The organism is Thioclava sp. F28-4 (assembly GCF_002020045.1).
Classification (GTDB): Bacteria; Pseudomonadota; Alphaproteobacteria; order Rhodobacterales; family Rhodobacteraceae; genus Thioclava; species Thioclava sediminum.
Genome location: NZ_MPZQ01000006.1, coordinates 276,996 through 297,984 on the forward strand (window position 1 = coordinate 276,996; position 20,989 = coordinate 297,984).

General features: G+C 63.0%; 20 protein-coding genes. 9 read left to right on the forward strand and 11 right to left on the reverse strand.

The window, feature by feature from the left end; translation table 11 throughout:
* The first annotated feature begins 12 nt into the window (after positions 1 to 12).
* Positions 13 to 1,188, forward strand: a complete 1,176-nt coding sequence (locus tag BMI87_RS14805; protein ID WP_078522380.1) for a MalY/PatB family protein — start codon at positions 13 to 15, stop codon at positions 1,186 to 1,188.
* A 46-nt stretch (positions 1,189 to 1,234) separates the two neighbouring features.
* On the opposite strand, the gene BMI87_RS14810 is transcribed toward BMI87_RS14805, so the two are convergent.
* A complete protein-coding gene (locus tag BMI87_RS14810; protein WP_078522381.1) occupies positions 1,235 to 1,582 on the reverse strand; it encodes a hypothetical protein in 348 nt (115 codons plus the stop codon).
* Positions 1,583 to 1,777: 195 nt separating this feature from the next.
* Here BMI87_RS14810 and BMI87_RS14815 point away from each other — a divergent pair, with 195 nt between their 5' ends.
* Positions 1,778 to 2,956, forward strand: coding sequence for a lytic murein transglycosylase (locus tag BMI87_RS14815; RefSeq protein WP_078522382.1), 1,179 nt, complete (start codon positions 1,778 to 1,780; stop codon positions 2,954 to 2,956).
* A gap of 18 nt (positions 2,957 to 2,974) precedes the next feature.
* Here the strand turns inward: BMI87_RS14815 and BMI87_RS14820 are convergent, their stop codons facing one another.
* Complete coding sequence (locus BMI87_RS14820) at positions 2,975 to 4,309, reverse strand: HlyD family type I secretion periplasmic adaptor subunit (protein WP_078522383.1); 1,335 nt, start codon at positions 4,307 to 4,309, stop codon at positions 2,975 to 2,977.
* Positions 4,306 to 6,069, reverse strand: coding sequence for a type I secretion system permease/ATPase (locus BMI87_RS14825; RefSeq protein ID WP_078522384.1), 1,764 nt, complete (start codon positions 6,067 to 6,069; stop codon positions 4,306 to 4,308). Before BMI87_RS14825 ends, BMI87_RS14820 begins: the two co-directional genes overlap by 4 nt.
* A 283-nt stretch (positions 6,070 to 6,352) precedes the next feature.
* Here BMI87_RS14825 and BMI87_RS14830 point away from each other — a divergent pair, with 283 nt between their 5' ends.
* Positions 6,353 to 7,063, forward strand: coding sequence for a VacJ family lipoprotein (locus BMI87_RS14830; protein ID WP_078522385.1), 711 nt, complete (start codon positions 6,353 to 6,355; stop codon positions 7,061 to 7,063).
* Complete coding sequence (locus tag BMI87_RS14835) at positions 7,026 to 7,649, forward strand: phospholipid-binding protein MlaC (RefSeq protein WP_078522386.1); 624 nt, start codon at positions 7,026 to 7,028, stop codon at positions 7,647 to 7,649. Before BMI87_RS14830 ends, BMI87_RS14835 begins: the two co-directional genes overlap by 38 nt.
* A 91-nt stretch (positions 7,650 to 7,740) precedes the next feature.
* On the opposite strand, the gene BMI87_RS14840 is transcribed toward BMI87_RS14835, so the two are convergent.
* On the reverse strand, positions 7,741 to 9,960 hold the full coding sequence (locus BMI87_RS14840; RefSeq protein WP_078522387.1) for a transglycosylase domain-containing protein: 2,220 nt from the start codon (positions 9,958 to 9,960) through the stop codon (positions 7,741 to 7,743).
* A gap of 270 nt (positions 9,961 to 10,230) precedes the next feature.
* Between BMI87_RS14840 and BMI87_RS14845 the strand changes: the two genes are divergently transcribed.
* On the forward strand, positions 10,231 to 10,569 hold the full coding sequence (locus BMI87_RS14845; protein ID WP_078522388.1) for a P-II family nitrogen regulator: 339 nt from the start codon (positions 10,231 to 10,233) through the stop codon (positions 10,567 to 10,569).
* 25 nt (positions 10,570 to 10,594) lie between these two features.
* Positions 10,595 to 11,923, forward strand: a complete 1,329-nt coding sequence (locus tag BMI87_RS14850; RefSeq protein ID WP_172976213.1) for an ammonium transporter — start codon at positions 10,595 to 10,597, stop codon at positions 11,921 to 11,923.
* A gap of 71 nt (positions 11,924 to 11,994) precedes the next feature.
* Here the strand turns inward: BMI87_RS14850 and BMI87_RS14855 are convergent, their stop codons facing one another.
* The 6 genes from BMI87_RS14855 to smpB form a co-directional block, all read right to left on the reverse strand.
* Positions 11,995 to 13,557, reverse strand: a complete 1,563-nt coding sequence (locus BMI87_RS14855; RefSeq protein ID WP_078522389.1) for a DHA2 family efflux MFS transporter permease subunit — start codon at positions 13,555 to 13,557, stop codon at positions 11,995 to 11,997.
* Positions 13,558 to 13,560: 3 nt separating this feature from the next.
* On the reverse strand, positions 13,561 to 14,691 hold the full coding sequence (locus BMI87_RS14860; RefSeq protein ID WP_078522390.1) for an HlyD family secretion protein: 1,131 nt from the start codon (positions 14,689 to 14,691) through the stop codon (positions 13,561 to 13,563).
* Entirely contained in the window at positions 14,684 to 15,136 is a 453-nt protein-coding gene (locus BMI87_RS14865) for a MarR family winged helix-turn-helix transcriptional regulator (RefSeq protein WP_078522391.1), read from the reverse strand. Before BMI87_RS14865 ends, BMI87_RS14860 begins: the two co-directional genes overlap by 8 nt.
* A 141-nt stretch (positions 15,137 to 15,277) precedes the next feature.
* Positions 15,278 to 16,459, reverse strand: coding sequence for an amino acid aminotransferase (locus BMI87_RS14870; protein WP_078522392.1), 1,182 nt, complete (start codon positions 16,457 to 16,459; stop codon positions 15,278 to 15,280).
* Positions 16,459 to 17,310, reverse strand: a complete 852-nt coding sequence (gene sseA / locus BMI87_RS14875; RefSeq protein WP_078522417.1) for a 3-mercaptopyruvate sulfurtransferase — start codon at positions 17,308 to 17,310, stop codon at positions 16,459 to 16,461. Before sseA ends, BMI87_RS14870 begins: the two co-directional genes overlap by 1 nt.
* Positions 17,311 to 17,399: 89 nt before the next feature.
* Entirely contained in the window at positions 17,400 to 17,873 is a 474-nt protein-coding gene (gene smpB / locus BMI87_RS14880) for an SsrA-binding protein SmpB (protein WP_078522393.1), read from the reverse strand.
* Positions 17,874 to 17,977: 104 nt separating this feature from the next.
* Here smpB and BMI87_RS14885 point away from each other — a divergent pair, with 104 nt between their 5' ends.
* Complete coding sequence (locus BMI87_RS14885; RefSeq protein WP_078522394.1) at positions 17,978 to 18,427, forward strand: ion channel; 450 nt, start codon at positions 17,978 to 17,980, stop codon at positions 18,425 to 18,427.
* A gap of 46 nt (positions 18,428 to 18,473) precedes the next feature.
* Here the strand turns inward: BMI87_RS14885 and BMI87_RS14890 are convergent, their stop codons facing one another.
* Positions 18,474 to 18,926 carry a DUF302 domain-containing protein gene (locus tag BMI87_RS14890; RefSeq protein ID WP_078522395.1) on the reverse strand — a complete coding sequence of 151 codons (453 nt, stop codon included), beginning with the start codon at positions 18,924 to 18,926 and terminating at the stop codon, positions 18,474 to 18,476.
* A gap of 166 nt (positions 18,927 to 19,092) precedes the next feature.
* Here BMI87_RS14890 and msrP point away from each other — a divergent pair, with 166 nt between their 5' ends.
* Entirely contained in the window at positions 19,093 to 20,022 is a 930-nt protein-coding gene (gene msrP / locus BMI87_RS14895) for a protein-methionine-sulfoxide reductase catalytic subunit MsrP (RefSeq protein ID WP_078522396.1), read from the forward strand.
* On the forward strand, positions 20,022 to 20,627 hold the full coding sequence (msrQ, locus tag BMI87_RS14900) for a protein-methionine-sulfoxide reductase heme-binding subunit MsrQ (protein WP_078522397.1): 606 nt from the start codon (positions 20,022 to 20,024) through the stop codon (positions 20,625 to 20,627). Before msrP ends, msrQ begins: the two co-directional genes overlap by 1 nt.
* Positions 20,628 to 20,989 lie beyond the last annotated feature (362 nt).

Consider the following 20,989-nt stretch of genomic DNA (forward strand, 5'->3'; position numbering starts at 1 on the left):
TGAGAGGCCCAGATGAGCAAACCCGACTTCGACGAAATCATCGACCGCGTAGGCACCCATTCGCAGAAATGGGACGGGATGGAAAAGTATTACGGGGTTTCGCCGGAAGACGGGATCGCGATGTGGGTCGCGGATATGGATTTCCGCCCGCCTACCTGCGTGCAGCGCGCGCTCGAGGATATGGTCGCGCAGGGTATCTACGGGTACTGGGGCGGCGAGGACGAGTATCGCGCCGCGATCCAGTGGTGGATGCGCGAGCGCCACGGCTGGGAGATCGAGCCGGACTGGATCTTCACGACCCACGGTCTGGTCAACGGCACGGCGCTCTGCGTCGATGCCTATACCGACCCGGGTGATGCGGTGGTTCTGATGACGCCGGTCTACCATGCCTTTGCGCGGGTCATCCGTGCGGCCGGGCGCGAGGTGCGCGAATGCCCGTTGAAACTGGTCGATGGCCGCTACGAGATGGATTTCGACGCTTGGGACGGGCTGATGACGGGGGCCGAGAAGATGCTCGTCCTCTGTTCGCCGCATAATCCCGGCGGCCGCGTCTGGACCCGCGCGGAGCTGGAAGCCACGGCGGCGTTCGCGAAGCGCCACGGGCTGGTGCTGGTCTCGGACGAGATTCACCATGACATCGTGATGCCGGGCGAAACTCATATCCCGATGGCGAATGCCGCGCCCGATCTGCCGCTGGTGATGATGACGGCCACCACGAAGACCTTCAACATCGCGGGCACGCATACGGGCAACGTGATCATCTCGGACCCGGATCTGCGCGCCCGATTCGCGTCGCGGATGGCCGCCTTGGGGATCTCGCCCAACAGTTTTGGCATCGCGATGGCGACGGCGGCCTACAGCCCCGAGGGGGCGGCGTGGGTCGATGAGTTGAATGCTTATCTCGACGAGAACCGGCGGATTTTCGATCAGGGGGTCGCCGAGATCCCGGGGCTGCATTCGATGCCGCTCGAAGCGACCTATCTCGCTTGGGTCGATTTCTCCGGCACTGGAATGGAGCCCGAGGAATACAAGTCGCGTGTTTTGAAGGATGCGAAGATCGCGGTGAATTTCGGGGCGACTTTCGGCGCGGGGGGAGAGAAATTCCTGCGCTTCAACCTCGCCACGCCGCGGGCGCGGGTGCGCGAAGCGGTCGATCGCCTGCAGGCCGCTTTCTCTGATCTGCAATGAAAAAGGGCCGGTTTTCCGGCCCTTTCCTTTGAAATCTCGGTCTCGCTCAGATCTTCGTCAGGTAGCCCGACAGCGTCGGCCCTTCCTGCGCAAAATCGAGCGCCGCGCGATCGCTGACTGGGGTTTCGCGCTTCACCGTGCAGATCAGCTCGTTTCCTTGAATTTCCGAGGCCACGATCAGGCAGGTCGCGACGTGCTTGGCGCCGTCATAGAGATCGACATGGCCGCGCAGATGCGTGACCTCGTCGGCATCCAACGCGAAGCCACCCGGCACCCGGCGCAGGACCGGCCAAATCTGACCGCCCGCGAGAACACGCAGGCGTGCCTTTTTCGCCGCATCGCGCTTCTGCGCGGCGCGCAGTCCTTCAAGGACCTCCTTAGGCAGGAATTCCATGACATCCTCCAACAGCTTCCCCGTGATCCATGCTGATCACCTCAATGTAAAAAGCAAGTTAACCATTCAGACGATCCGATTCTGCGGCTGCAAAGAGTGCTGAAATTGCAACGGCTTGCAGGGTCGCCGCATCGGGTTGTCGCGCTGGGCCGCGCGAGATAGCGTCGAGGGTGACCGCGCAACCCGGAGGCTCTCATGCGTAAAGCTCTGCTCACCCTGACCCTCGCTCTCTCGCCCATGTTCAACGTCGGTATTGCCCATGCCGAGTGCGGCGGTAGCTGGTCCGGTTTCTTGTCCGGGATTCGCAGCGATCTGCAGGCGGCTGGATTGAACGCGCAGCAGGCCGATGCGTTCCTTGCCGGTGCGCGGCAGAATCAGGCTGTGTTGCGGGCGGACCGGGCGCAGGGGGTGTTTCGCAAGACCTTTCTCGAATTCGCGAGCGCGGTGATCAGCAAGAACCGGATGGTCAATGGGGCGAAAAACGCCAAGCGTTATGCGAAAACCTTCGACCGGATGGAGCAGACCTACGGCGTCTCGCGCGGGGTGCTGCTGGCCTTCTGGGCGCTCGAGACCGATTACGGCGCGGTGCAGGGCGATTTCAACACGCGCGATGCGCTGCTGACGCTGGCCCATGATTGCCGTCGGCCCGAGCTGTTCCGTCCGCAAGTGATTGCCGCCGGGGAGCTGTTCCGGCGCGGCGATTTCGATCCCAAGCGAACCACCGGTGCCTGGGCGGGAGAGATCGGGCAAGTGCAGATGCTGCCCGAGGACATCCTGCACAACGGGGTCGATGGCGATGGCGACGGGCATGTCCGCCTGAAGACCTCGGCGCCCGATGCGCTGATGTCGGGGGCCAACATGCTGCGCGATATGGGGTGGCGCCCGAACGAGCCGTGGATGCAGGAGGTGACTGTGCCCAACAATCTCGATTGGTCCCAGACCGGGCTCACCACCGAATTGCCGGTCTCCGAATGGGCGGCGCGCGGCGTGCGTGCGCGGCAGGGGGAACTTGCGCGCAACCTGCGCGGGTCGATCCTTTTGCCGATGGGGCGCAAGGGGCCAGCCTTTATCGTCTATCCGAATTTCCGTGTGCTGTTCGAATGGAACAAGAGCTTCGTCTACGTCACCAGCGCGGCCTATTTCGCCACGCGTCTCGAAGGGGCGCCACGCCTCGATCCCGGCGCGCCCGAACCGGGGCTGAGTGTGTCGCAGATGAAGCGGTTGCAGGAGAAGCTGGTCGCGAAGGGCTACGACGTGGGTGCGGTCGACGGCATCCTCGGCGCCAACACTCGCAACGCGGTCCAGACGGCGCAGGAGAAGTTCGGACTGCCCGCGGATGGATGGCCGACTCGTGCTTTGCTCGATCGGTTGTGACCGCGTCGGGGCGGGCGGTCACCCCGCTGCGCCGCCAAGTGCGAAGAAATCGAGGAACGGGCTTAGCAGGTAGCGGATCGGAGAGACCGGTGCGGTTTGCAGAAAAACCTCGGCGGGCATGCCGGGCACGAGCAGCCTGCGTTCTTCCGCGTCGAGCTCGTCCATATCGAAGGTGATCCGCACTTTGTAATAGCTTGCCCCGGTCGCGGGATCGGTCAGCGTGTCCGGGGAGATGCGCGTGATCGTGCCTGTCACGTCGCTCGAGATTCGCCGTGACAGTCCCGGAAAGCGGAGGATCGCAGTCTGGCCTGCCTCCAGGCCGTCGATATTGGTCGGATCGACTTGCGCATTGACGATGAGAGGCCGCCCGGTCTCTACGATTGCCATCGCCATCTCCGCGGGGCGCAGCACCGCATGTGCGCCGCGCAGGCGCACATCATGCACCGTGCCGCTGACTGGTGCGCGTAGGGTGCGCCGCGCCAATTCGTGGCGCAGATGTGTGGTGCGGGCAGAGAGCTCGATGGCGCGTGCATTGCTGGATTCGAGTTGCGACTCGATTTCCTCCCGGCGTTGCCATTGCAGCCGCGACGCGGTGAGCACCACGCCGCCGCTTTGCACCGTGAGCTGCGTTTTCTGGGCGCTCAACGCGCCGAGTTGTCGCTCCAGCGAGACCTGCTCGCGGGTGAGGGCGAGGATTTGCGCCGATGTGGCGAGGCCGCGATCCTTCAGCCGTTCGCGGAGGGCGAGTTCTTTTTCGATCAACCGCTCTTCGCGTTCCAGCGCCGTGACCTGCGCATCGAGCCCGTCGCGCTGCGCACGGATTTGCTGCAGCTGCCGCGCCATTTCGGCGCGTTGCTGAGCGAAGGACTGCTTGCGGGCTTCGAACAGGGAATTCTGCCCCTCGACCAGATCGGTGACATCCGCGCGGAGCTTGGCCGCCTCCAAAAGCTGCCTCGGGTAAGGGACCGTGTTCGCGCCGTCCCGTTCGGCTTGCAGCCGCGCGCGCTGGGCTTGCAGGGCGAAATCCGAGGCTTCGACGATGGCCAGCTCGGTCCGGATGTCGTCCGAGGCAAGGCGCATCAACACTTGGCCGCGGGTGACGTGATCGCCGCTTTTGACATAGATCTGTTCGATGGTCCCGCCGGTCGGATGCTCGATCACATGGCGGGAGCTGTCGACTTCGATCCGTCCTGAGGCCTGGATCGATCCGGCGAGCCGCGTGACGGTGAGCCAAAGGGCGGATCCGATGAAGAGGGCGACGATCGCCGCGAGGCCGAAGCTGATCGGGACGCCATGTTGCGAAGGGGTGCAGCAGGTGCCCCCTTGCCCGGAATGGATGCAGGCGTCGCTCACGCGGCGCTGTCCGCGCGGGGAACCACGCGGGCCTTCGTCGCCGAGGCGATCATGCGCTTGAGAACGTCGTCACGCGCGCCGAGGGCGCGCTGCGCCCCGTGATCGAGTACGAGGATGCGTTCGCATTCGGCGAGCGCGCCGGGGCTGTTGGTCATCACGATCGCCGCGCCGCCGCGCGCCTTCAGATCGCTCAGCATCGTGTGCAGACAGGCCCCGCCATCTTCACTGAGCAAAAGGTTTGGCTCATCGAGAATAAGCAGGATCGGGTCGTGATAGAGCGCCCGCGAGAGCGCGACGAGCTGGCGCTGGCGATCGGAGAGCGAAGCCCCCTCGAACTCGATCGGTGTGTCGTAGCCCGCGGGCATTTTGAGAATCATCTGATGCGCGCCGGCGCGTTTGGCAGCGGCGATGACCCGGTCCATGTCGGGCGCGAGGTCGAGCCGGGCGATATTCTCGGCCACGGTGCCGGGAAAAAAGGTGACCGATTGCGGCAGGTAGCCGATCAGCCGCCCCAAATTGTCACGGTCGTATTGATCCAGCGGCACCTCGTCGAGGCGGATCGTGCCCGAGCTTGGATGGGAGAAGTTGCACAGGCTGCGCGCGAGAACGGATTTGCCTGCACCGAGCGGGCCGATCACCCCGAGTGCCTCCCCGGGTTCGAGCGAGAAGCTGATCATCTCGAGCGTCGCTCGGTCGGAATTGGCGGGCCGGACGGTGATGTCTTCGACGGCGAGGCGTGCCTTCGGGCTCACCCACTCAGTGCCCTTTTGCGCGGCCGGGTGAGCGCCGAGGAGGGCCGCCAGCCGGTCGCGGGCGACGGAGGCGCGCTGCCATTGCGTCCATCCGCCCACGGCAAGCTCGACCGGCGCGAGCGATCGACCCATCAGGATCGAGGCGGCGATCATCGCCCCCGCGCTCAACTCGCCTTGCAGGACGAGATAGGCGCCAAGCGCCAGCATCGACGTTTGCAGCAGCATCCGCAGCGCGCGCATCGAGGCATGGAAGCTGCCGCTGAGATCGGTGGCCCGAATCGCGTTGTCCATCGATTCATGCCGCGCCGCCTGCCAGCGTTTGAAGCCGCTTTCGCGCATCCCGAGCGAAACGACCGTTTCGATCTGGCGGAGAAAATCGTTTCCGAGATACCGGGCTTTGTTCTCGAGCTGTGTTGTCTCTTCCATTCGCCCACGCGTGACGAATTGCGTGGCGAGAGACAGCAGGATCAACGTGGCACCCCCGGCGAAGGCCAGAGCGCCGAGCCACGGGTGGAACACGAACAGCACTCCGAGATAGAGCGGCGTCCAGGGCAGATCGAACACCGCCGCCGCGACCGGGGAGGCATAATAGCGCTGGACGATTTCCAGATCGCGCAGGGCGTTGTTGGAGGACCGCTCCTGCGTGTTGATGGTGGCGTCGATGATGGCGGCGTCGAACACGCGCCGCTCGAGGCCGCGCTGATGATCCGCCCCGATTCGGGCGAGCAGGCGACCTCGCGCCCAATCAATGACGCCCATCATCGTGAAGAGAAAGGCCACCAGCAGGAACAGGTTGATCAGCGTCGGCAAGGACCGCGCGGGCAGCACGCGGTCATAGACCTGCAGCATGAACAGCGGCCCCGCGAGAACGAGCAGATTAATGAAGGCCGCAAATATTGCGACCAGCACGAATTGCCTTCGTACCCGGCCCAGCAGCCGGGCCATCTCCCGTCGTCCTTTGAGGATGTTGCGTTTGATGATGGCTTGATCGGTGTTGGAATATGGCATCGTGCTCTCCCCGCGATGACGGGCGCTGATCGGAGCGCCGCGCTTGGCAAGGGTGATGCGAGCGCGCTGAACGGGGCGTTAATTTCGCCGCTCCTTTTCCCGTCAATTCGATCCATTTCTTCCGGAACTCCGGAGTTCTGAGCGACTCGCGTTGCGGCAAGACCGGATGCGCCCTATCTATTTCAGGACCTAAGCCGCAACGCAGGGGGGAGCGACTTTGGCGCAGGAATTAGAAAAGAGGGCCTCGGCGCGCGTCGGCGTGCGGTGGTCTGCGGTGGCTACGATGACGGCGCTTGCGCTGGGGTTGGCCGCCTGCGCACCTGCGCCGCCCGCGACCGGCATTCAGGACCCTTACGAGGCGGCAAATCGCAAGACGCATGAGTTCAACAAGAAGCTCGACTCGGCCTTCTTCCGCTCCGATTCGACCGATGGCAGTGGCCCCGGTCCGGTGACGAAAACGCTCTATAATGTCGGCAGCAATCTCAGCCTTCCGGGGAAGGTGCTCAACTCTCTGCTGCAAGGACGACCCGAGCCGGCCGTGAAGAACACCTTCCGATTCTTCATCAACTCGACGATCGGGCTGGGAGGGATTTTCGATCCGGCAGGGACGGATTTCTCGTTGCCCGAGACGGATACCGATTTCGGCGAGACGCTACATGTCTGGGGCGTGGGCGAGGGCAATTATCAGGAATTGCCGGTCTTCGGGCCGTCCACGACGCGTGATACAATCGGGATGGTCGTCGATTTCGTGATCGACCCGCTGGGCGCGCTGCCCGACAAGGAGCGCATCGCCGCAGGGGCGCTACGCTTCGGCGGCAATGTCGCGAAGCGCAACATGTATGGCACCACTGTCGACTCGATCCTGTATGACAGTGCCGACAGCTATGCCCAAAGCCGGCTTCTGTATCTGCAGAACCGACGCTACGAACTCAATGGCGAGGAGGCCACCGATGCGAATGCCTACGATCCCTACGAAGACCTTCTGCCGCAATAGGCGGCAGGTTCTGGGCCTCGGCGCGGCGGGTCTGGCGGCAGCCATGGTGCCGGGGTCGGCATATGCGCTGACCGATGCGCAGGCGCGCGCGCTGATCCAGAAAGCGGTGAACGAGGTCAACGCAGCCATTGCCTCGGGGCGCACGGGGCCCGCGCTCTATGCGATGTTCGAACGGATTTTCGCGCGATATGCGGATGTGAACGTCATCGCGCGCTCGGCGCTGGGCGTGGCGGCGCGGCAGGCGAGCCCGGCGCAGCTCGCGGCCTTCACCAAGGCGTTCCAGGGCTACCTCGCGCGCAAATACGGCAAGCGGTTCCGTGAGTTCCAGGGCGCGAAGTTCCAGATTCAGGGCGCACGCCCGATCAAGACTTTCTACGAGGTGAAGACGCTCGCGACCCTGCCGGGGCAGGCTCCGTTCGAGGTGCTGTGGCAGGTCTCGGATCGCTCTGGCGGCGACAAGTTTTTCAACCTGATCGTCGAGGGCGTGAACATGCTCGCCTCCGAACGTGCCGAGATCGGCGCGATGCTCGATCGGCGTCGCGGCAATATCAACGCGATGATCGAGGATCTGAAACGGGCAGGGTAACCGGCGCAGGCTTCGGCCCGGCAAGACGCCGTACCAAATGAAAACGCCCGGGCCAGTGGCCCGGGCGTTTCTTTTGTTTCGGGTCGGTCGCTCAGTTGCTGCCGAAGATGTTGAGCAATTCGTTGAGGATCGACTGCGACGGATCGCGCCGCTGCCGCTGGGGCTGCGCGGGCGCTTGTCCCGCGCTCTGGCTTTGCCCCTGAGACTGCTGTGCCGGCACCTGCCAGTCGCCCGGATGGGCCATCGGGAGCGGCTTGGGATCTTCGCCGTTGAGCACCCGCTTCATCGTCTCGTGGAAGATCTCGGCGGGCAGGCCGCCCCCGGTCGTGCCTTTCAGCGGCGTGTTGTCGTCATTGCCCATCCAGACGCCGACCACGTAATCCGAGGTGAAGCCCACGAACCAAGCATCGCGCGCGCTCTGCGTGGTGCCGGTCTTGCCTGCGATCTCGTAGCCGTCGATGTTGGCGCGGCGGCCGGTCCCGTGCAGCACCACCTGACGCATCATGTAGGTCAGTTCCTGCGCCGCTTTCTTCGAGATCACGCGCTCGCCGATCCCGCCGGGCTTACCGAAGAGCGGCTGGTCGTCGCCTTTCAGCGTCAGCGAGGTCAGGCCATAGGGCTGCACCGAAGAGCCGCCATTGAGGATGCCCGCATAGGCCCCTGTCATGTCGAGCAGATCCGATTCCCCAACGCCAAGCGCCACCGAGGGCAGGTTCGGAAGGTCCTGCGCGAAGCCGAACCCTTCCGCGACCTTGATGACATTCTCGCGCCCCACCGCTTCGGAGACGCGCACGGTCGCCACGTTCACCGAATGCTCGAGCGCCGTGGTCAGCGTGATCGGCCCCATGTAGCTGCGCTCGTAGTTGCGCGGGCTCCAATCCGGCGAGCCGGGCATCTTCACCGTGACCGGCGCGTCGTCCACCATCGAATCCGGGGTGTAGCCCAGATCGAGCGCAGTCGCGTAGACGAAGGGCTTGAAGGTCGAGCCGGTCTGCCGCTGCGCCATGGTCGCGTGGTTGAACGCACCCGAGACCTTCGTGGCCCGACCGCCAACCATGCCGCGCACGGCGCCATCTGCGCTCATCACGACGATCGCGGATTCGGCCTTAGAGCCTTTGGAGACCTTGTTGTCGTAGACCGACTTCATCGCGTCTTCGGCCGCCGACTGGATGCGCTGATCGAGAGTCGTGTTGATGACCACATCCTCGGTCGTGTCGCGCGACAGGAAGTCCGGAATCGTATCCATCACCCAATCCGCGAAATAGCCGCCCGCGCGTTTCTGGGCCGCTTGGCTCAGCGTGGCGGGGTTGTTCTTCGCGTCGAGATATTGCCGGTCCGTCAGGTAGTTTTGCTCATGCATGAGGCTGAGCACAGTCTCAGCGCGTTCCTGCGAGCGTTTGAGGCTCGAGGTCGGGGCGTAGTAGCTCGGGGCTTTCAGAAGCCCCGCCAGCATCGCGGCCTGCTGCGGATCGACATTGGCGGCCGAGATGCCGAAATAGCGCTCCGACGCGGCCTCGAAGCCGCGCGCACCCGCACCGAGATAGGCGCGGTTGAGGTAGATCGAGAGGATTTCGTCCTTGGAGTATTTCAGTTCCAGCGCGAAGGCGTAGGGCACTTCCTTGATCTTGCGGCGCAGACCGCCCGAACGGCAGTCATTCTCATAGGCGGCTTCGTTCTTCCACTTCTTCGGGTCGAACTTCACGCCGAGGCACAGGAGCTTCGCGGTCTGCTGCGTGATGGTCGAACCGCCGTTGCCATCGAAAGGCCCGCGCCCTTCGCGCATGTTGATCGCCATTGCCGAGGCGATGCCGCGCGGCGAGATGCCGAAGTGATGGTAGAAGCGGCGGTCTTCGGTCGCGACCACGGCGTCGCGCAGATAGGGCGAGACGTTTTTCGCGTCGATCTGGCCGCCGAAGGTCTCGCCGCGCCAGGCGAAGACCTTGCCCTGATCGTCGAGCATCGTGACCGAGCCGCGGGTGCGGCCGTCGAGCAGCTTCGTGTAGTCGGGCAGGGTCGAGTAGAAATACAGCGTCGCTGCGCCCACCACGAGGGCGACGATCATCGCGAGGCGCCAGCCGACGCCCCATACGACCCGCCAGATCAACCGGGCGAGGCCGATGATCAGGCCGGTGACCGGCCCGTTGCGCCGCGGCGGCTTGCCTCGGCCGCCACCGCCACCTCCGCCGTTACCTCCACCCCGGCGCGCATTCTTGCGCGGCTTGGTGGGTTTCGATGCCTTGGGAGGCTGCTTCGACGAGGAATAGCGCTTGTCGGCCACGAGGCGCCCGCGCCCTCCGCCTTTCTGAGTCATCTGCCTGTTCCGCTGCCTGCGTTTTAATTGCGCGCAATCTACACGGGCCGACCCGAGATGTGCACCCGCGAAAAATCACGTTTCAGATTTGCAATGTGATTAAAAAAGCGGCAAAGCGCACAAATTGTGCAAATTTGAGCCAGAATCCGCTGACGCTGCTACTCGGACGGAACCTCGTTTCCTTGTGTGAAAGGGGCACAGCGGGCCTTTTAACACCGTGCGATGTCACCAAGCGGGCATCGAAAGGGCTGAACAAGGAAGGGATGTCAGGTGAAACTCATCATTGCAGCAATCAAGCCGTTCAAGCTGGAGGAGGTGCGCGAGGCGCTCACCACCATCGGCGTGCGCGGAATGATGGTGACCGAGATCAAAGGCTTCGGTGCCCAGTCGGGTCACACGGAAATCTATCGTGGTGCCGAATACGCCGTGAACTTCGTGCCGAAGGTCAAGCTGGAGATCGTCGTCGCTGACGGCCTCGCCGACGAGGTTGTCGACACGATCATGAAAGCCGCGAAAACCGACAAGATCGGCGACGGCAAAATCTTCGTTCTCGATGTCGGGCAGGCGGTTCGCGTGCGCACCGGCGAATCCAATGACGACGCGCTTTAAGGCGCGACAGGGGGAAAGTAGGAAAATGAACAAGCTTTCGAAAATCACTGGCCTTGCGGTTGCGATGACCGCGGTGGCCCTGCCGGCGCTGGCGCAAGACGCCGCCCCGGTCGATCCGCCGGCCAATGAGATCGGCTTCATCCTGAACACCTTCATGTTCCTCGTCACCGGCTTCCTGGTGATGTGGATGGGCGCGGGCTTCTCGATGCTCGAGGCTGGCCTCGTGCGTTCGAAGAACGTGACCATGCAGTCGCTGAAGAACATCGCGCTCTTCGCGATCGCGGCGATCATGTACTACCTGATCGGCTACAACCTGATGTACCCGGGCGACGGCTGGTCGATCAACGGCGTGCTCGGTGCCTTCTCGACCACCTCGCTCGAACCCGTTGGCGTCGGCGCGGATTCGGTCGACCTGACCTATGCTTCGGTCGGTTCGGACTTCTTCTTCCAGCTGATGTTCTGCGCCACCACCGCGTCGATCGTTTCGGGCACCCTGGCCGAGCGCATCAAGCTGTGGCCGTTCCTGATCTTCACCGTGATCCTGACGGGCTTCATCTACCCGATCCAGGCTTCGTGGAAATGGGGCGGTGGCTTCCTGGACGCCGATTTCGGCTTCCTCGACTTCGCTGGCTCGACCGTCGTGCACTCGGTCGGTGGCTGGGCAGCTCTCGCAGGCGCTCTGATCCTCGGCCCGCGTATCGGTAAGTATAAGGACGGCAAGGTCCAGGCTATGCCCGGTTCGAACCTGACGCTCGCTACGCTCGGTACCTTCATCCTGTGGCTCGGCTGGTTCGGCTTCAACGGCGGTTCGCAGCTCTACATGAACACCGTGGGCAACGTCGCCGATATCTCGCGCATCTTCGCCAACACCAACACGGCAGCCGCCGGTGGCGCGATCGCAGCGCTGATCCTGACCCAGATCCTCTACAAGAAGCCGGATCTGACCATGGTTCTCAACGGCGCTCTGGCTGGCCTCGTGTCGATCACGGCTGAGCCGCTGACCCCGAGCCTCGGTGCAGCGACCATCATCGGCGCGATCGGCGGTATCATCGTGGTCCTGCTGGTTCCGATGCTCGACAAGCTGAAGATCGACGACGTCGTGGGCGCTATCCCGGTCCACCTCGGCGCTGGTATCTGGGGCACGCTGGCTGTTCCGATCACCAACCCGGACGGTACCTTCTACGGCCAGATCGTCTCGATCATCATCGTCGGTATCTTCGTCTTCGTGGTCTCGGCAATCATCTGGTTCATCCTCAAAGCCGTCATGGGCATCCGCGCCCCGGCCGAGGACGAGATGATGGGTCTCGACAAGGCGGAACTCGGCATGGAAGCCTATCCCGAGTTCGTCAACTAAGACGCCGCATCCAAGACAAAGCGAAAGGCCCGGGAGCGATCCCGGGCCTTTTCATTGCATCTGATGTCTACTTACTCGGTGACCGGAGCGCCTTGTTGTTTCTGGCCTCCGCCGCTGTTCTGGTAATCCGGCTTGCGCAGGAAGAAGACGAGCGGGATCGCCGCCAGCGTGACCCACATCATGAACTTGAAATCGTCCACATAAGAGATCATCGCCGCCTGCTGCGTCGCGAGGTTGTTGAGCACCGTGAGCGCCGCCTCTCGCGACATGCCGCTCGCGCCGTTCATCACGCTCGAGAGGTTCTGCGGATTGATCGCCGAGACGATCTCGGAGTGGTTCACCGCGATATTGTGGGTCAGCAGCGCGGTCACGATGGAGATCCCGATGGACGAGCCGATATTGCGCAGAAGCGAGAACAGCGCCGTGCCGTCGCCGCGATATTCCGGGGCGAGCGTGGCGAAGGCCAGCGTCGAGATCGGCACGAAGACCGAGCCCAGTCCGAAGCCCTGAATCACGCCCGAGATGATGATCCATTTCGGCCCCATCTGCGGCGAGAAGGTCGACATGATGTGCAGCGAATAGGCCGTGAAGGACAGCCCGACCACCACGAGGATGCGCAGGTCGATGACCTTCACCAACCGCCCGATTAGCAGCATCATGATCATTGCCCCCACGCCGCGTGGTGACATCACCAGGCCCGTCGTGAGCGTCGGATAGTCGAAGATATTCGACAGCATCGGCGGCAGCAGCGCCAGCGAGGCGAGCAGGATGATCCCGATCACGAAGATGAACAGCAGCCCCATAGAGAGGTTGCGGTCGAGGAACATCTTCGGCTCGAGGAAGGGCTTCTTCGCGCTGAGAATCCACACCAGGAAGACCCAGAACCCGCTGATCGCGAGCGCGGCCTCAATCCAAATCTCGCGCGAGGCGAACCAGTCGAGATCGGACCCGCGGTCGAGCATCATCTGCAGCGATCCGATGGCCACCGCCAGCGCCGCGAAGCCGAAGAAGTCGAAGCCGATCTTCTTCTTGGGGGTCTCGGGCAGGAAGAAAGCAGAGCCCGCGATGGCGATCATCCCGAGCGGCACGTTGATGTAGAACACCCAGCGCCAGTTGATCACCTCGGTCAGATAGCCGCCCAGCGTCGGGCCGATGATCGGGCCGAGCATGATGCCCGCACCGAACATCGCCATCGCCTGCCCGTGCTTCTCGCGCGGGTTGATGTCGAGCATGAAGTTCTGCGCGAGCGGCACGATGGCCGCGCCGAATACGCCCTGCATGAGGCGGAAGATCACCATCACGTCGAGCGACCACGCGATCCCGCAGAGCATCGAGAAGACGACGAAGCCAATCACCGCGACCATGAAGATCTCGCGCCGCCCAAAACGGTTGGCGAGCCACCCCGACAGCGGGGTCACGATGGCTGCAGCGACGATATAGGAAGTCAGCACCCAGTTGATCGTATCGCGCGACGCGCCAAGGTCGGCGCGCATGTCCGGCAGGGCCACGTTCGCAATCGTGGTGTCGAGCACCTGCATGATCACGGCCAGCATCAGCGACGCCATGATCAGCGCGCGATGCGGCACGTTATGCGGGTCGATCCCCTTGGGTTGTTTGTCTGCGGCCTCGGCCATGACTTACTGCCCCTGATCGGTCGTGCCAGCAACGGCGGCCGAGCTGTTCGCCTTGTCGAGGATGCGCTTGTAGCGCGGCTGCGAGGCGGTATCGACGGTGACGCTGGCCGAGAGACCTGCGCGCAGGCCTTCGAGGTTCGCGCCTTCGTCGAGACGCAGGCGCACCGGAACACGCTGGGTTACTTTCACCCAGTTGCCGGTCGCGTTCTGTGCCGGGAGGATCGAGAACTCGGCCCCGGTGCCCGCGCCGACCGCGTCGACCGTCGCGTGATATTCGCGATCCGGGAAGGCGTCGAATTCGACTGTGGCCGACTGGCCCGCTTGCATATGGGTCAGCGCGGTTTCCTTGAAGTTCGCGATCACCCAGACGTCGCTGGTATCGACCAGCGTGAAGAGGCTGGCACCGGCGCCGACCATCTCGCCCGCTTTGAACGAGGAGGCCTGGTAGATGATGCCATCGGTGGGCGCATCGACCTCGGTCTGCGAGAGGTTGTACTTGGCGTCATTGACCGCCGCGATCGCCGATTTCACCGAAGGGTGCTCGTCCACCTGAATCTCGGGATTGCCGTTGAGCGCAACCTTGGCCGACGCCACTTTCTGCTTGGCCGCGGCCAGCGTGTTCTGCGCGGCTTGCGTCGCCGTGCGCTGCTGGTCGAGCGCCTGCTGCGTCGTGGTGCCGGATTTGATCAGCTTTTCCTGACGGTCGAGCTGTTTTTTCTGATACGCCGCGTTATCGGCTGCCTGTTTCTCATCGGCGAGCGCGGCCTTGTAGGAGGCGCGAAGCTGTTCGACCTGAAGGCGAGCCTGCGACAGTGCGGCCTCGGCCTTGGCCAGCGCCAGCTCGTAGGGCTTCTTGTCGAGCTCGAACAGCGGCGCGCCTTTTTTCACATGCTCGTTGTCATGCACGAACACTTCGGTCACACGGCCCGAGATTTGCGAGGCGACGGGGATTCTCGCCATCTGATAGTTGGCGTTCTCGGTGCTTTGCGAGCCACCGGCGCTCAGCCAGTACCACGCGCCGCCCAGCACGATGAGGGCAGGCACGAGAATAAGGAGCCAGAATTTCGGCCCCTTCTTCTGTTTCTGTTTCGATTGGTTTGCCGCGCTCTCGGCGGTCGAATTCTGGTCACTCATGATTTGTCTCTGACGTGGAGGAGGTGTCTTCGGAGAGGTTACGGATGATCGCCCGCAGGGTGTTCAATGCGGTCGCGACTTCGTCATCGCTCAGCCCGGCCAGCGCCTGTTCGTAGATGTCATCCGCGATGGAGCGCGCATCCTCGAAGGCGTTGCGTGCCTTGGCCGAGGGATGCACGAGCTTGACGCGTCGATCGTTCGGATCAGCTTTGCGGCAGACCCAGTCGGCTTCTTCCATGCGGTCGACGAGGCGCGAGACCGAAATCGGTTCGATTTCGAGCAACTCGGCCAGCCGGGCCTGCGCCAGCGCGCCCTCCTTCTTGAGGTAGACGAGCAGCCGCCATTGCGCGGTCGTCAGGCCGAACTCGTTGGCGCGTGCTTCGAAGCGACGGCGGATCAACCGCGTCGCGTCGTGCAGGAGAAAACCTAGGCTCTGATCGGGCATCCGTGGCTCCGTTGAAATTAAAGTAAGCCTCTATATTATGAGCCTGCTTATTATTTCAAGGGCGCAATGCGGAAAAATCCGCCACGAAAAACGGCGGCCCGAATGGACCGCCGTTTCGAATTTTCGTGTTGTCGGAGGCGTTTAGACGCCAGCGTCGATCAGCGCGCGGGCCAGAAGCGGCACGCTGTTTTTGTTAAGGCCCGCGATGTTGATACGCGAGTCGCCGACCATGTAGATCGCGTTGCCTGCCTTCATCGCAGCGACCTGCTCGGGCGTCGCACCAAGACGCGAGAACATGCCGCGGTGCTCTGCCACGAAGTCGAAGCGGTCGGAATTGGACAGCTTGCGCAGCTCGTCGGCGAGTTGCTGACGCAGTTCCAGCATTCCGGTGCGAACCTCTTCCAGCTCGGCTTCCCAATCGGCGCGCAGCTCGGGATCGGTGAGCACGCGGGTGACCAGCGCCTGCCCGTGATAGGGCGGGAAGGAGTAGGTCTGACGGTTGAGATAGGCGAGGTTGCCCTGAACGGTCTTCTTGGTCTCTTCCGAACCCAGAACCATCAGGCAGCCGGTGCGCTCGCGATAGATGCCGAAGTTCTTCGAGCAGGACGCCGCGATCAGCACTTCCGGCAGACGCTCGGCGATCAGGCGGGTGCCTGCCGCATCCGCTTCCAGACCGTCCCCGAAGCCCTGATAGGCAAGGTCGATCATCGGCACGGCGCCGGTCTCTTTCAGAAGGTCCGCAACCTTGCCCCATTGCTCGAGCGTCAGGTTCGCGCCGGTCGGGTTGTGGCAGCAGCCGTGCAGCAGCACGATGTCGCCTTCCTTGGCACCCTTCAGGTCTTCCATCATCGCGTCGAAATCGACCGAGCGGGTCTCGGAGTCGAAATAGCGATAGGTGGTGAAGTCCTGATCCATGAATTTCAGGATCGAGAGGTGGTTCGGCCAGGTCGGATCGGAGGCCCAGATCTTGGTGCCGGGGTTCGCCATGCGGGCAAGCTCGAAACCCATGCGGCAGGCGCCGGTGCCGCCCACGGTCGAGAGGCACGCCAGACGATCGGCCGGGTAGCCCTTACCCAGAACCATCTCGGCCATCGCTGCGTGGAATTCCGGCTGGCCTGCGAGGCCCGCGTATTTCTTTGTGGTTTCCTGATCCCAGACCTGCTTTTCCGCCTTGTGGATGGCGCGCATGATCGGGGTTTCGCCTTCGGCGTTCTTGTAGACGCCAACGCCGAGATCGACCTTCTGGTCGCGCTCATCGGCACGGTATTCTTCCATCAGCGCAAGGATTTTGTCCGGCGCCTGCGGCTTGAGATTGTTCAGCATCATGCTTCTCCCGTTGCGACCTTGAGGTCGTTATACATGCCCCATTCCGACCAGGACCCGTCATAGAGCGACCAGTCGGACTTGCCGATGATCTCCAGCGCGAGCGACAGGATCGCGGCGCTGACACCGGAGCCGCAGGTCGTGATCGCGGGCTTCGACAGGTCGACGCCGGCGGCCTCGAACAGGGCCTTGATCTCTTCTGGGGATTTGAAGGTGCCCTCGGGGGTCAGCAGTTCGCCGAAGGGCAGGTTGCGCGATCCGGGGATATGACCCGAACGCAGCCCCGGGCGCGGCTCGGTGCCGTTGCCGAGGAAGCGCTCATTCGGGCGCGCGTCGATGATTTCGTGATCGCCGAGCTTGCTGGCATGGGCGACCTGCGTGACGTCCTTCACCAGACCGGGGTGGCGTTGCACCGTCATGTGACGGTCGCGCACCATCGGCGGCATGTCTTCGAGCGGGCGGCCTTCGGCCTCCCATTTCGGCAAACCGCCATCGAGCACCGCCACATCCGTCTTGCCCATCAGGCGGAAGGTCCACCAGACGCGCGGCGCGGAGAAGATCGAGTGCTGATCGTAGATCACGACCTGATGGCCGTCGCCCACGCCCATCGCGCGCATCCGCGAGATGAACTTCTCGGGCGGCGGCGCCATATGCGGCAGGTCCGAGCGATTGTCGGCGATATCGTCGATATCGAAGAAGCGCGCGCCGGGAATGTGCTTGGCGTCGTAAGTCGCCTTCGCATCCCGCTCCATTTGCGGCAGGAACCACGAAGCGTCCAGAATGCGCAGGTCGGGGTCCTTCAGATGGGCAGCAAGCCAATCCGTCGATACGAGCGTTTTCGGGTCATCCATCGTCATGCGCCTCTTTTGCCGGTCGGGATTGCTTAGACTCAGCGGCGCGCAAGACGCAAGGGCAGGGCGGGTAAATCCGCCCCATGCCCCTAGTAATTCTGCTTCAGAAGGCGCTGTTTCTGGCGGTTCCAGTCGCGTTTCGCCTCAGTTTCGCGCTTATCGGCCTGCTTCTTGCCCTTGGCGATCCCGATCAGGACCTTCGCGATGCCCTTCTCGTTGAAGTACATCTTCAGCGGCACGATGGTCATGCCCTCGCGCTGGGTGGCGTTCCACAGGCGCGCCAGCTCTCGCTTGGAGACCAGAAGCTTGCGCTTGCGCCGCTCCTCGTGGCCGAAATGCGAGGCTTGGTTCAGGCTCGCGATATAGGAGTTGATCAGCCACAATTCGGCATCCTCCACCGAGGCGTAGCTCTCGGCGATGTTCGTCTGCCCGACGCGCATCGATTTCACCTCGGAGCCTTGCAGCACGATGCCCGCCTCGAGCGTGTCCTCGACGGCGTAGTGATAACGGGCCTGCCGGTTCTCGGCGATCAGCTTGGAATTGGGGTCTGAATGCTTTGCCATAGTCGCATCGAGATAGGGCAGGCAAGCGGCTCTGTCCAGTGCGGCACCGCTGCGCTTGACGCCCGTGCGGTGGCGCGAAATAGCTAGGGCAGGAGGAAACGCCCATGATCATTCAGATCGCCATCGGTTCGGTGATGATGCTATTGACCGTGTGCATCGCCGCGCTCAGCGCCTGGGCGATCGAGGTGACATTCTCGCGGCTGCACTGGTGGATGTTGCGTGAACCGCACCGACCGAAGTTGATGCTTATGGTCGTCGTCGCCGCCCTCTGGGCCTTGGCGATGGTCACCGCGGGCGTCTGGCTCTGGGCCTTTTGCTTCCGCATCCTCGACGTGTTCCCGACGATGGAGGAGTCGGTCTACTTCTCGCTCGTGAGCTTCACCACGCTGGGATACGGCGACATCCTGCTTTCGCATCAATGGCGCATCCTTGGCGGGATGGCGGCGGCGAACGGGCTGCTGAATGTGGGGCTTCTGACCGCGCTGCTGGTCGAGGTGATCCGCCATGTGCGTAAAAGCCAGCTGGAGGCCCGGGCCGAGCGCGGCGCGAGCTGAGCTGCAAAGCTCGCGCGCGCGGGTGCGCACGCGAGCTATACATCCGTCAGTCGATCATCAGCGCGTCTTTGACGATCCCGGTCAGCATATCGGTGACCGGCTGCATCGACTCTTCGTCATAGGAGCGGAAGCCCACCGTCACGTGATCCGTGTCCTCGGGCGTCTGGTAGACGAAGATCGTGTAGGGGCAGTACTGGACGTTGGCGATATCCGCCTCCATCACCTCGCGCGACGTCTGCGCCGAGCAGAAGGAGAACACGTCCGCGCCGGTGAACAGCGTCTTGGTGCTGCCGACCGCGTCTTTCGTGCGCTCCAGCATGTCGCCGGTATGGCTGACGTGATCCACCACGAGCCCCGCGCCGATGATTGCGTTCTGCACTGCGAAGGTGACGTTGTCGAAGGTGTCTTCGGTGGTCCAGGTATGGGCGTCCTCGGCCGTTGCCGCGCTCGCCCCCACTGTGATGACCGCCGCGAGTGCGGCGCCGATGAAGCGTTTCATCTCTCTCTCCCTTGTCTCCCGATCGGACGACTTTGCGCCGTCCGTTGATCCAGTCTCGATACTGGCGCGTATTTTTCTACGTGCCTAGAGGTAACAATGTCGCTGTAAGATCCGAAGTGTAAGCGACGGGCACCGCCCCATATGTAGGGGCAGAGAGGAGAATTCCATGCGCAAGACGAGACCGACCGACCCGAGCTGGGCCGATGTGACGCCCAAGGCCGACTTCCTGAACCGCCGCCAGATCATGGCCGGCGCAGGCGCGATGGCGCTCGGTTCGATCGCCGGGCCGAGCTTTGCCAGCATCGACGCCAAGCCCTCGAAATTCTCGACCGACGCCAAGCCGAACACGCTCAAGGAGATTACCTCCTACAACAACTTCTACGAATTCGGCTGGGACAAGTCGGACCCGGCGAAATACGCCGATCAACTGGTCACCGACCCGTGGTCGATCGAGATCGACGGCATGGTCGACAAGCCCGGCTCCTATCCGCTCGACGATATCCTCAAGCCCGTGACGCTCGAACAGCGCATCTACCGCTTCCGCTGTGTGGAGGCGTGGTCGATGGTCGTGCCGTGGATCGGCTTCGAGCTGTCCAGCCTTCTGAATCGTGTGGGCGTGCAGCCGTCCGCAAAATACGTGGCCTTCCAGACGCTCTACCGTCCCGAGCAGATGCCGGGGCAGAAACAGGGCGGTATCGACTGGCCCTATGTCGAGGGGCTGCGCATCGACGAGGCGATGAATCCGCTGACCATTCTGGCGACCGGTCTCTATGACGAAGAGATGCCGAACCAGAACGGCGCGCCGGTCCGTCTGATCGTGCCGTGGAAATACGGCTTCAAATCGATCAAGAGCATCGTGAAGATCTCGCTGACCGACAAGCAGCCGCCGACGACGTGGAACCAGCTGCAGCCGCGCGAATACGGCTTCTATGCCAATGTGAACCCGAAAGTGGATCACCCGCGCTGGTCGCAGGCCACCGAACGTCGCGTGGGCGCGGGCCTCTTTGCAGGCCGTCAGGAGACGCTGATGTTCAACGGCTACGGAGACGAGGTCGCGCAGCTCTATAAAGGCATGGATCTCGCGAAGTATTACTGATGATCAGCGCAACCCTCTCCGGCCCGATCAACACCGCACTGCGGCGCGTGCCCAGCTGGGTCGTCTATCTGGCGGGGCTGATACCGCTGGCATGGGTGGTCTGGCTCACGCTGTCCGGCGGGATCGGCGTCGATCCCGTGAAAGCGATCGAGCATCGGCTGGGCAAGATTGCCCTGTGGTTCCTGATCGGCGGGCTGGCCATCACACCGGCGCGCCGATTCCTCGGCATTAACCTGATCAAGTATCGCCGCGCGGTGGGCTTGCTGGCCTTCTTCTATGTGGCGCTGCACCTGATCGCCTGGGTGGTGCTGGATATGGGGATGCTCTGGGCACAAGCCGCGGCGGATCTCATCAAGCGCCCCTACCTCTTCTTCGGCATTACGGCTTTTGTGCTGCTGATCCCCTTGGCGGTGACGTCGAACAACGCCTCGATCCGCAAGTTGGGGAAAAACTGGCGGCGGGTTCACATGCTGGTTTACCCGGCGGTGGCGCTCGGCGTGATTCACTACCTCTGGCAGATGAAGGTGATTTCCAGCGAGGGGTGGCTCTGGCTTGGCGTATTCATCGCATTGATGGCTGTTCGATTCCGTACGTTTCGCTGGTGACTCGGTTGGTTTGGTTTGCTGCCCTTGGGGCATGGTCCTCAGGAGGTTTCGCGGGGGTGGGTGATTTGCGCAAGATTCTTCCCTGCGGTGGTTTGGTGTGAATTGGGTGCATTTGCGGTGGTGTTGAAAGCGCAGCGATTTCAGTGAGTTGCGTTGTTCTTTCGAGAAAAGTGACAGTTTTTCGAAAAAGGCACTTGCGACTCCGCGGAGTGATCCGTAAATACCGCCTCACCGAAGCGGCACACACCGCAGCGGGGCGCCGGAAGGGCCAGCGACGCTGACACAGACGGCAACGAACACTACTGAGGTTTGAGGGCGGGCTGCGCTACAAAGTAAGCGCTTCCGGTTCTTTTTGGCCTCAC

What these genes read in the sequence shown, in the direction of transcription:
- BMI87_RS14850 (WP_172976213.1), top strand. Translation starts at nt 10,595, where the DNA reads ATGAACAAGCTTTCGAAAATCACTGGCCTTGCGGTTGCGATGACCGCG.
- BMI87_RS14810 (WP_078522381.1), bottom strand. Translation starts at nt 1,582, where the DNA reads ATGGAATTCCTGCCTAAGGAGGTCCTTGAAGGACTGCGCGCCGCGCAG.
- msrQ (WP_078522397.1), top strand. Translation starts at nt 20,022, where the DNA reads ATGATCAGCGCAACCCTCTCCGGCCCGATCAACACCGCACTGCGGCGC.
- sseA (WP_078522417.1), bottom strand. Translation starts at nt 17,310, where the DNA reads ATGGATGACCCGAAAACGCTCGTATCGACGGATTGGCTTGCTGCCCAT.
- BMI87_RS14830 (WP_078522385.1), top strand. Translation starts at nt 6,353, where the DNA reads ATGACGGCGCTTGCGCTGGGGTTGGCCGCCTGCGCACCTGCGCCGCCC.
- msrP (WP_078522396.1), top strand. Translation starts at nt 19,093, where the DNA reads ATGCGCAAGACGAGACCGACCGACCCGAGCTGGGCCGATGTGACGCCC.
- smpB (WP_078522393.1), bottom strand. Translation starts at nt 17,873, where the DNA reads ATGGCAAAGCATTCAGACCCCAATTCCAAGCTGATCGCCGAGAACCGG.
- BMI87_RS14855 (WP_078522389.1), bottom strand. Translation starts at nt 13,557, where the DNA reads ATGGCCGAGGCCGCAGACAAACAACCCAAGGGGATCGACCCGCATAAC.
- BMI87_RS14860 (WP_078522390.1), bottom strand. Translation starts at nt 14,691, where the DNA reads ATGAGTGACCAGAATTCGACCGCCGAGAGCGCGGCAAACCAATCGAAA.
- BMI87_RS14825 (WP_078522384.1), bottom strand. Translation starts at nt 6,069, where the DNA reads ATGCCATATTCCAACACCGATCAAGCCATCATCAAACGCAACATCCTC.
- BMI87_RS14840 (WP_078522387.1), bottom strand. Translation starts at nt 9,960, where the DNA reads ATGACTCAGAAAGGCGGAGGGCGCGGGCGCCTCGTGGCCGACAAGCGC.
- BMI87_RS14870 (WP_078522392.1), bottom strand. Translation starts at nt 16,459, where the DNA reads ATGCTGAACAATCTCAAGCCGCAGGCGCCGGACAAAATCCTTGCGCTG.
- BMI87_RS14835 (WP_078522386.1), top strand. Translation starts at nt 7,026, where the DNA reads ATGCCTACGATCCCTACGAAGACCTTCTGCCGCAATAGGCGGCAGGTT.
- BMI87_RS14805 (WP_078522380.1), top strand. Translation starts at nt 13, where the DNA reads ATGAGCAAACCCGACTTCGACGAAATCATCGACCGCGTAGGCACCCAT.
- BMI87_RS14815 (WP_078522382.1), top strand. Translation starts at nt 1,778, where the DNA reads ATGCGTAAAGCTCTGCTCACCCTGACCCTCGCTCTCTCGCCCATGTTC.
- BMI87_RS14885 (WP_078522394.1), top strand. Translation starts at nt 17,978, where the DNA reads ATGATCATTCAGATCGCCATCGGTTCGGTGATGATGCTATTGACCGTG.
- BMI87_RS14890 (WP_078522395.1), bottom strand. Translation starts at nt 18,926, where the DNA reads ATGAAACGCTTCATCGGCGCCGCACTCGCGGCGGTCATCACAGTGGGG.
- BMI87_RS14865 (WP_078522391.1), bottom strand. Translation starts at nt 15,136, where the DNA reads ATGCCCGATCAGAGCCTAGGTTTTCTCCTGCACGACGCGACGCGGTTG.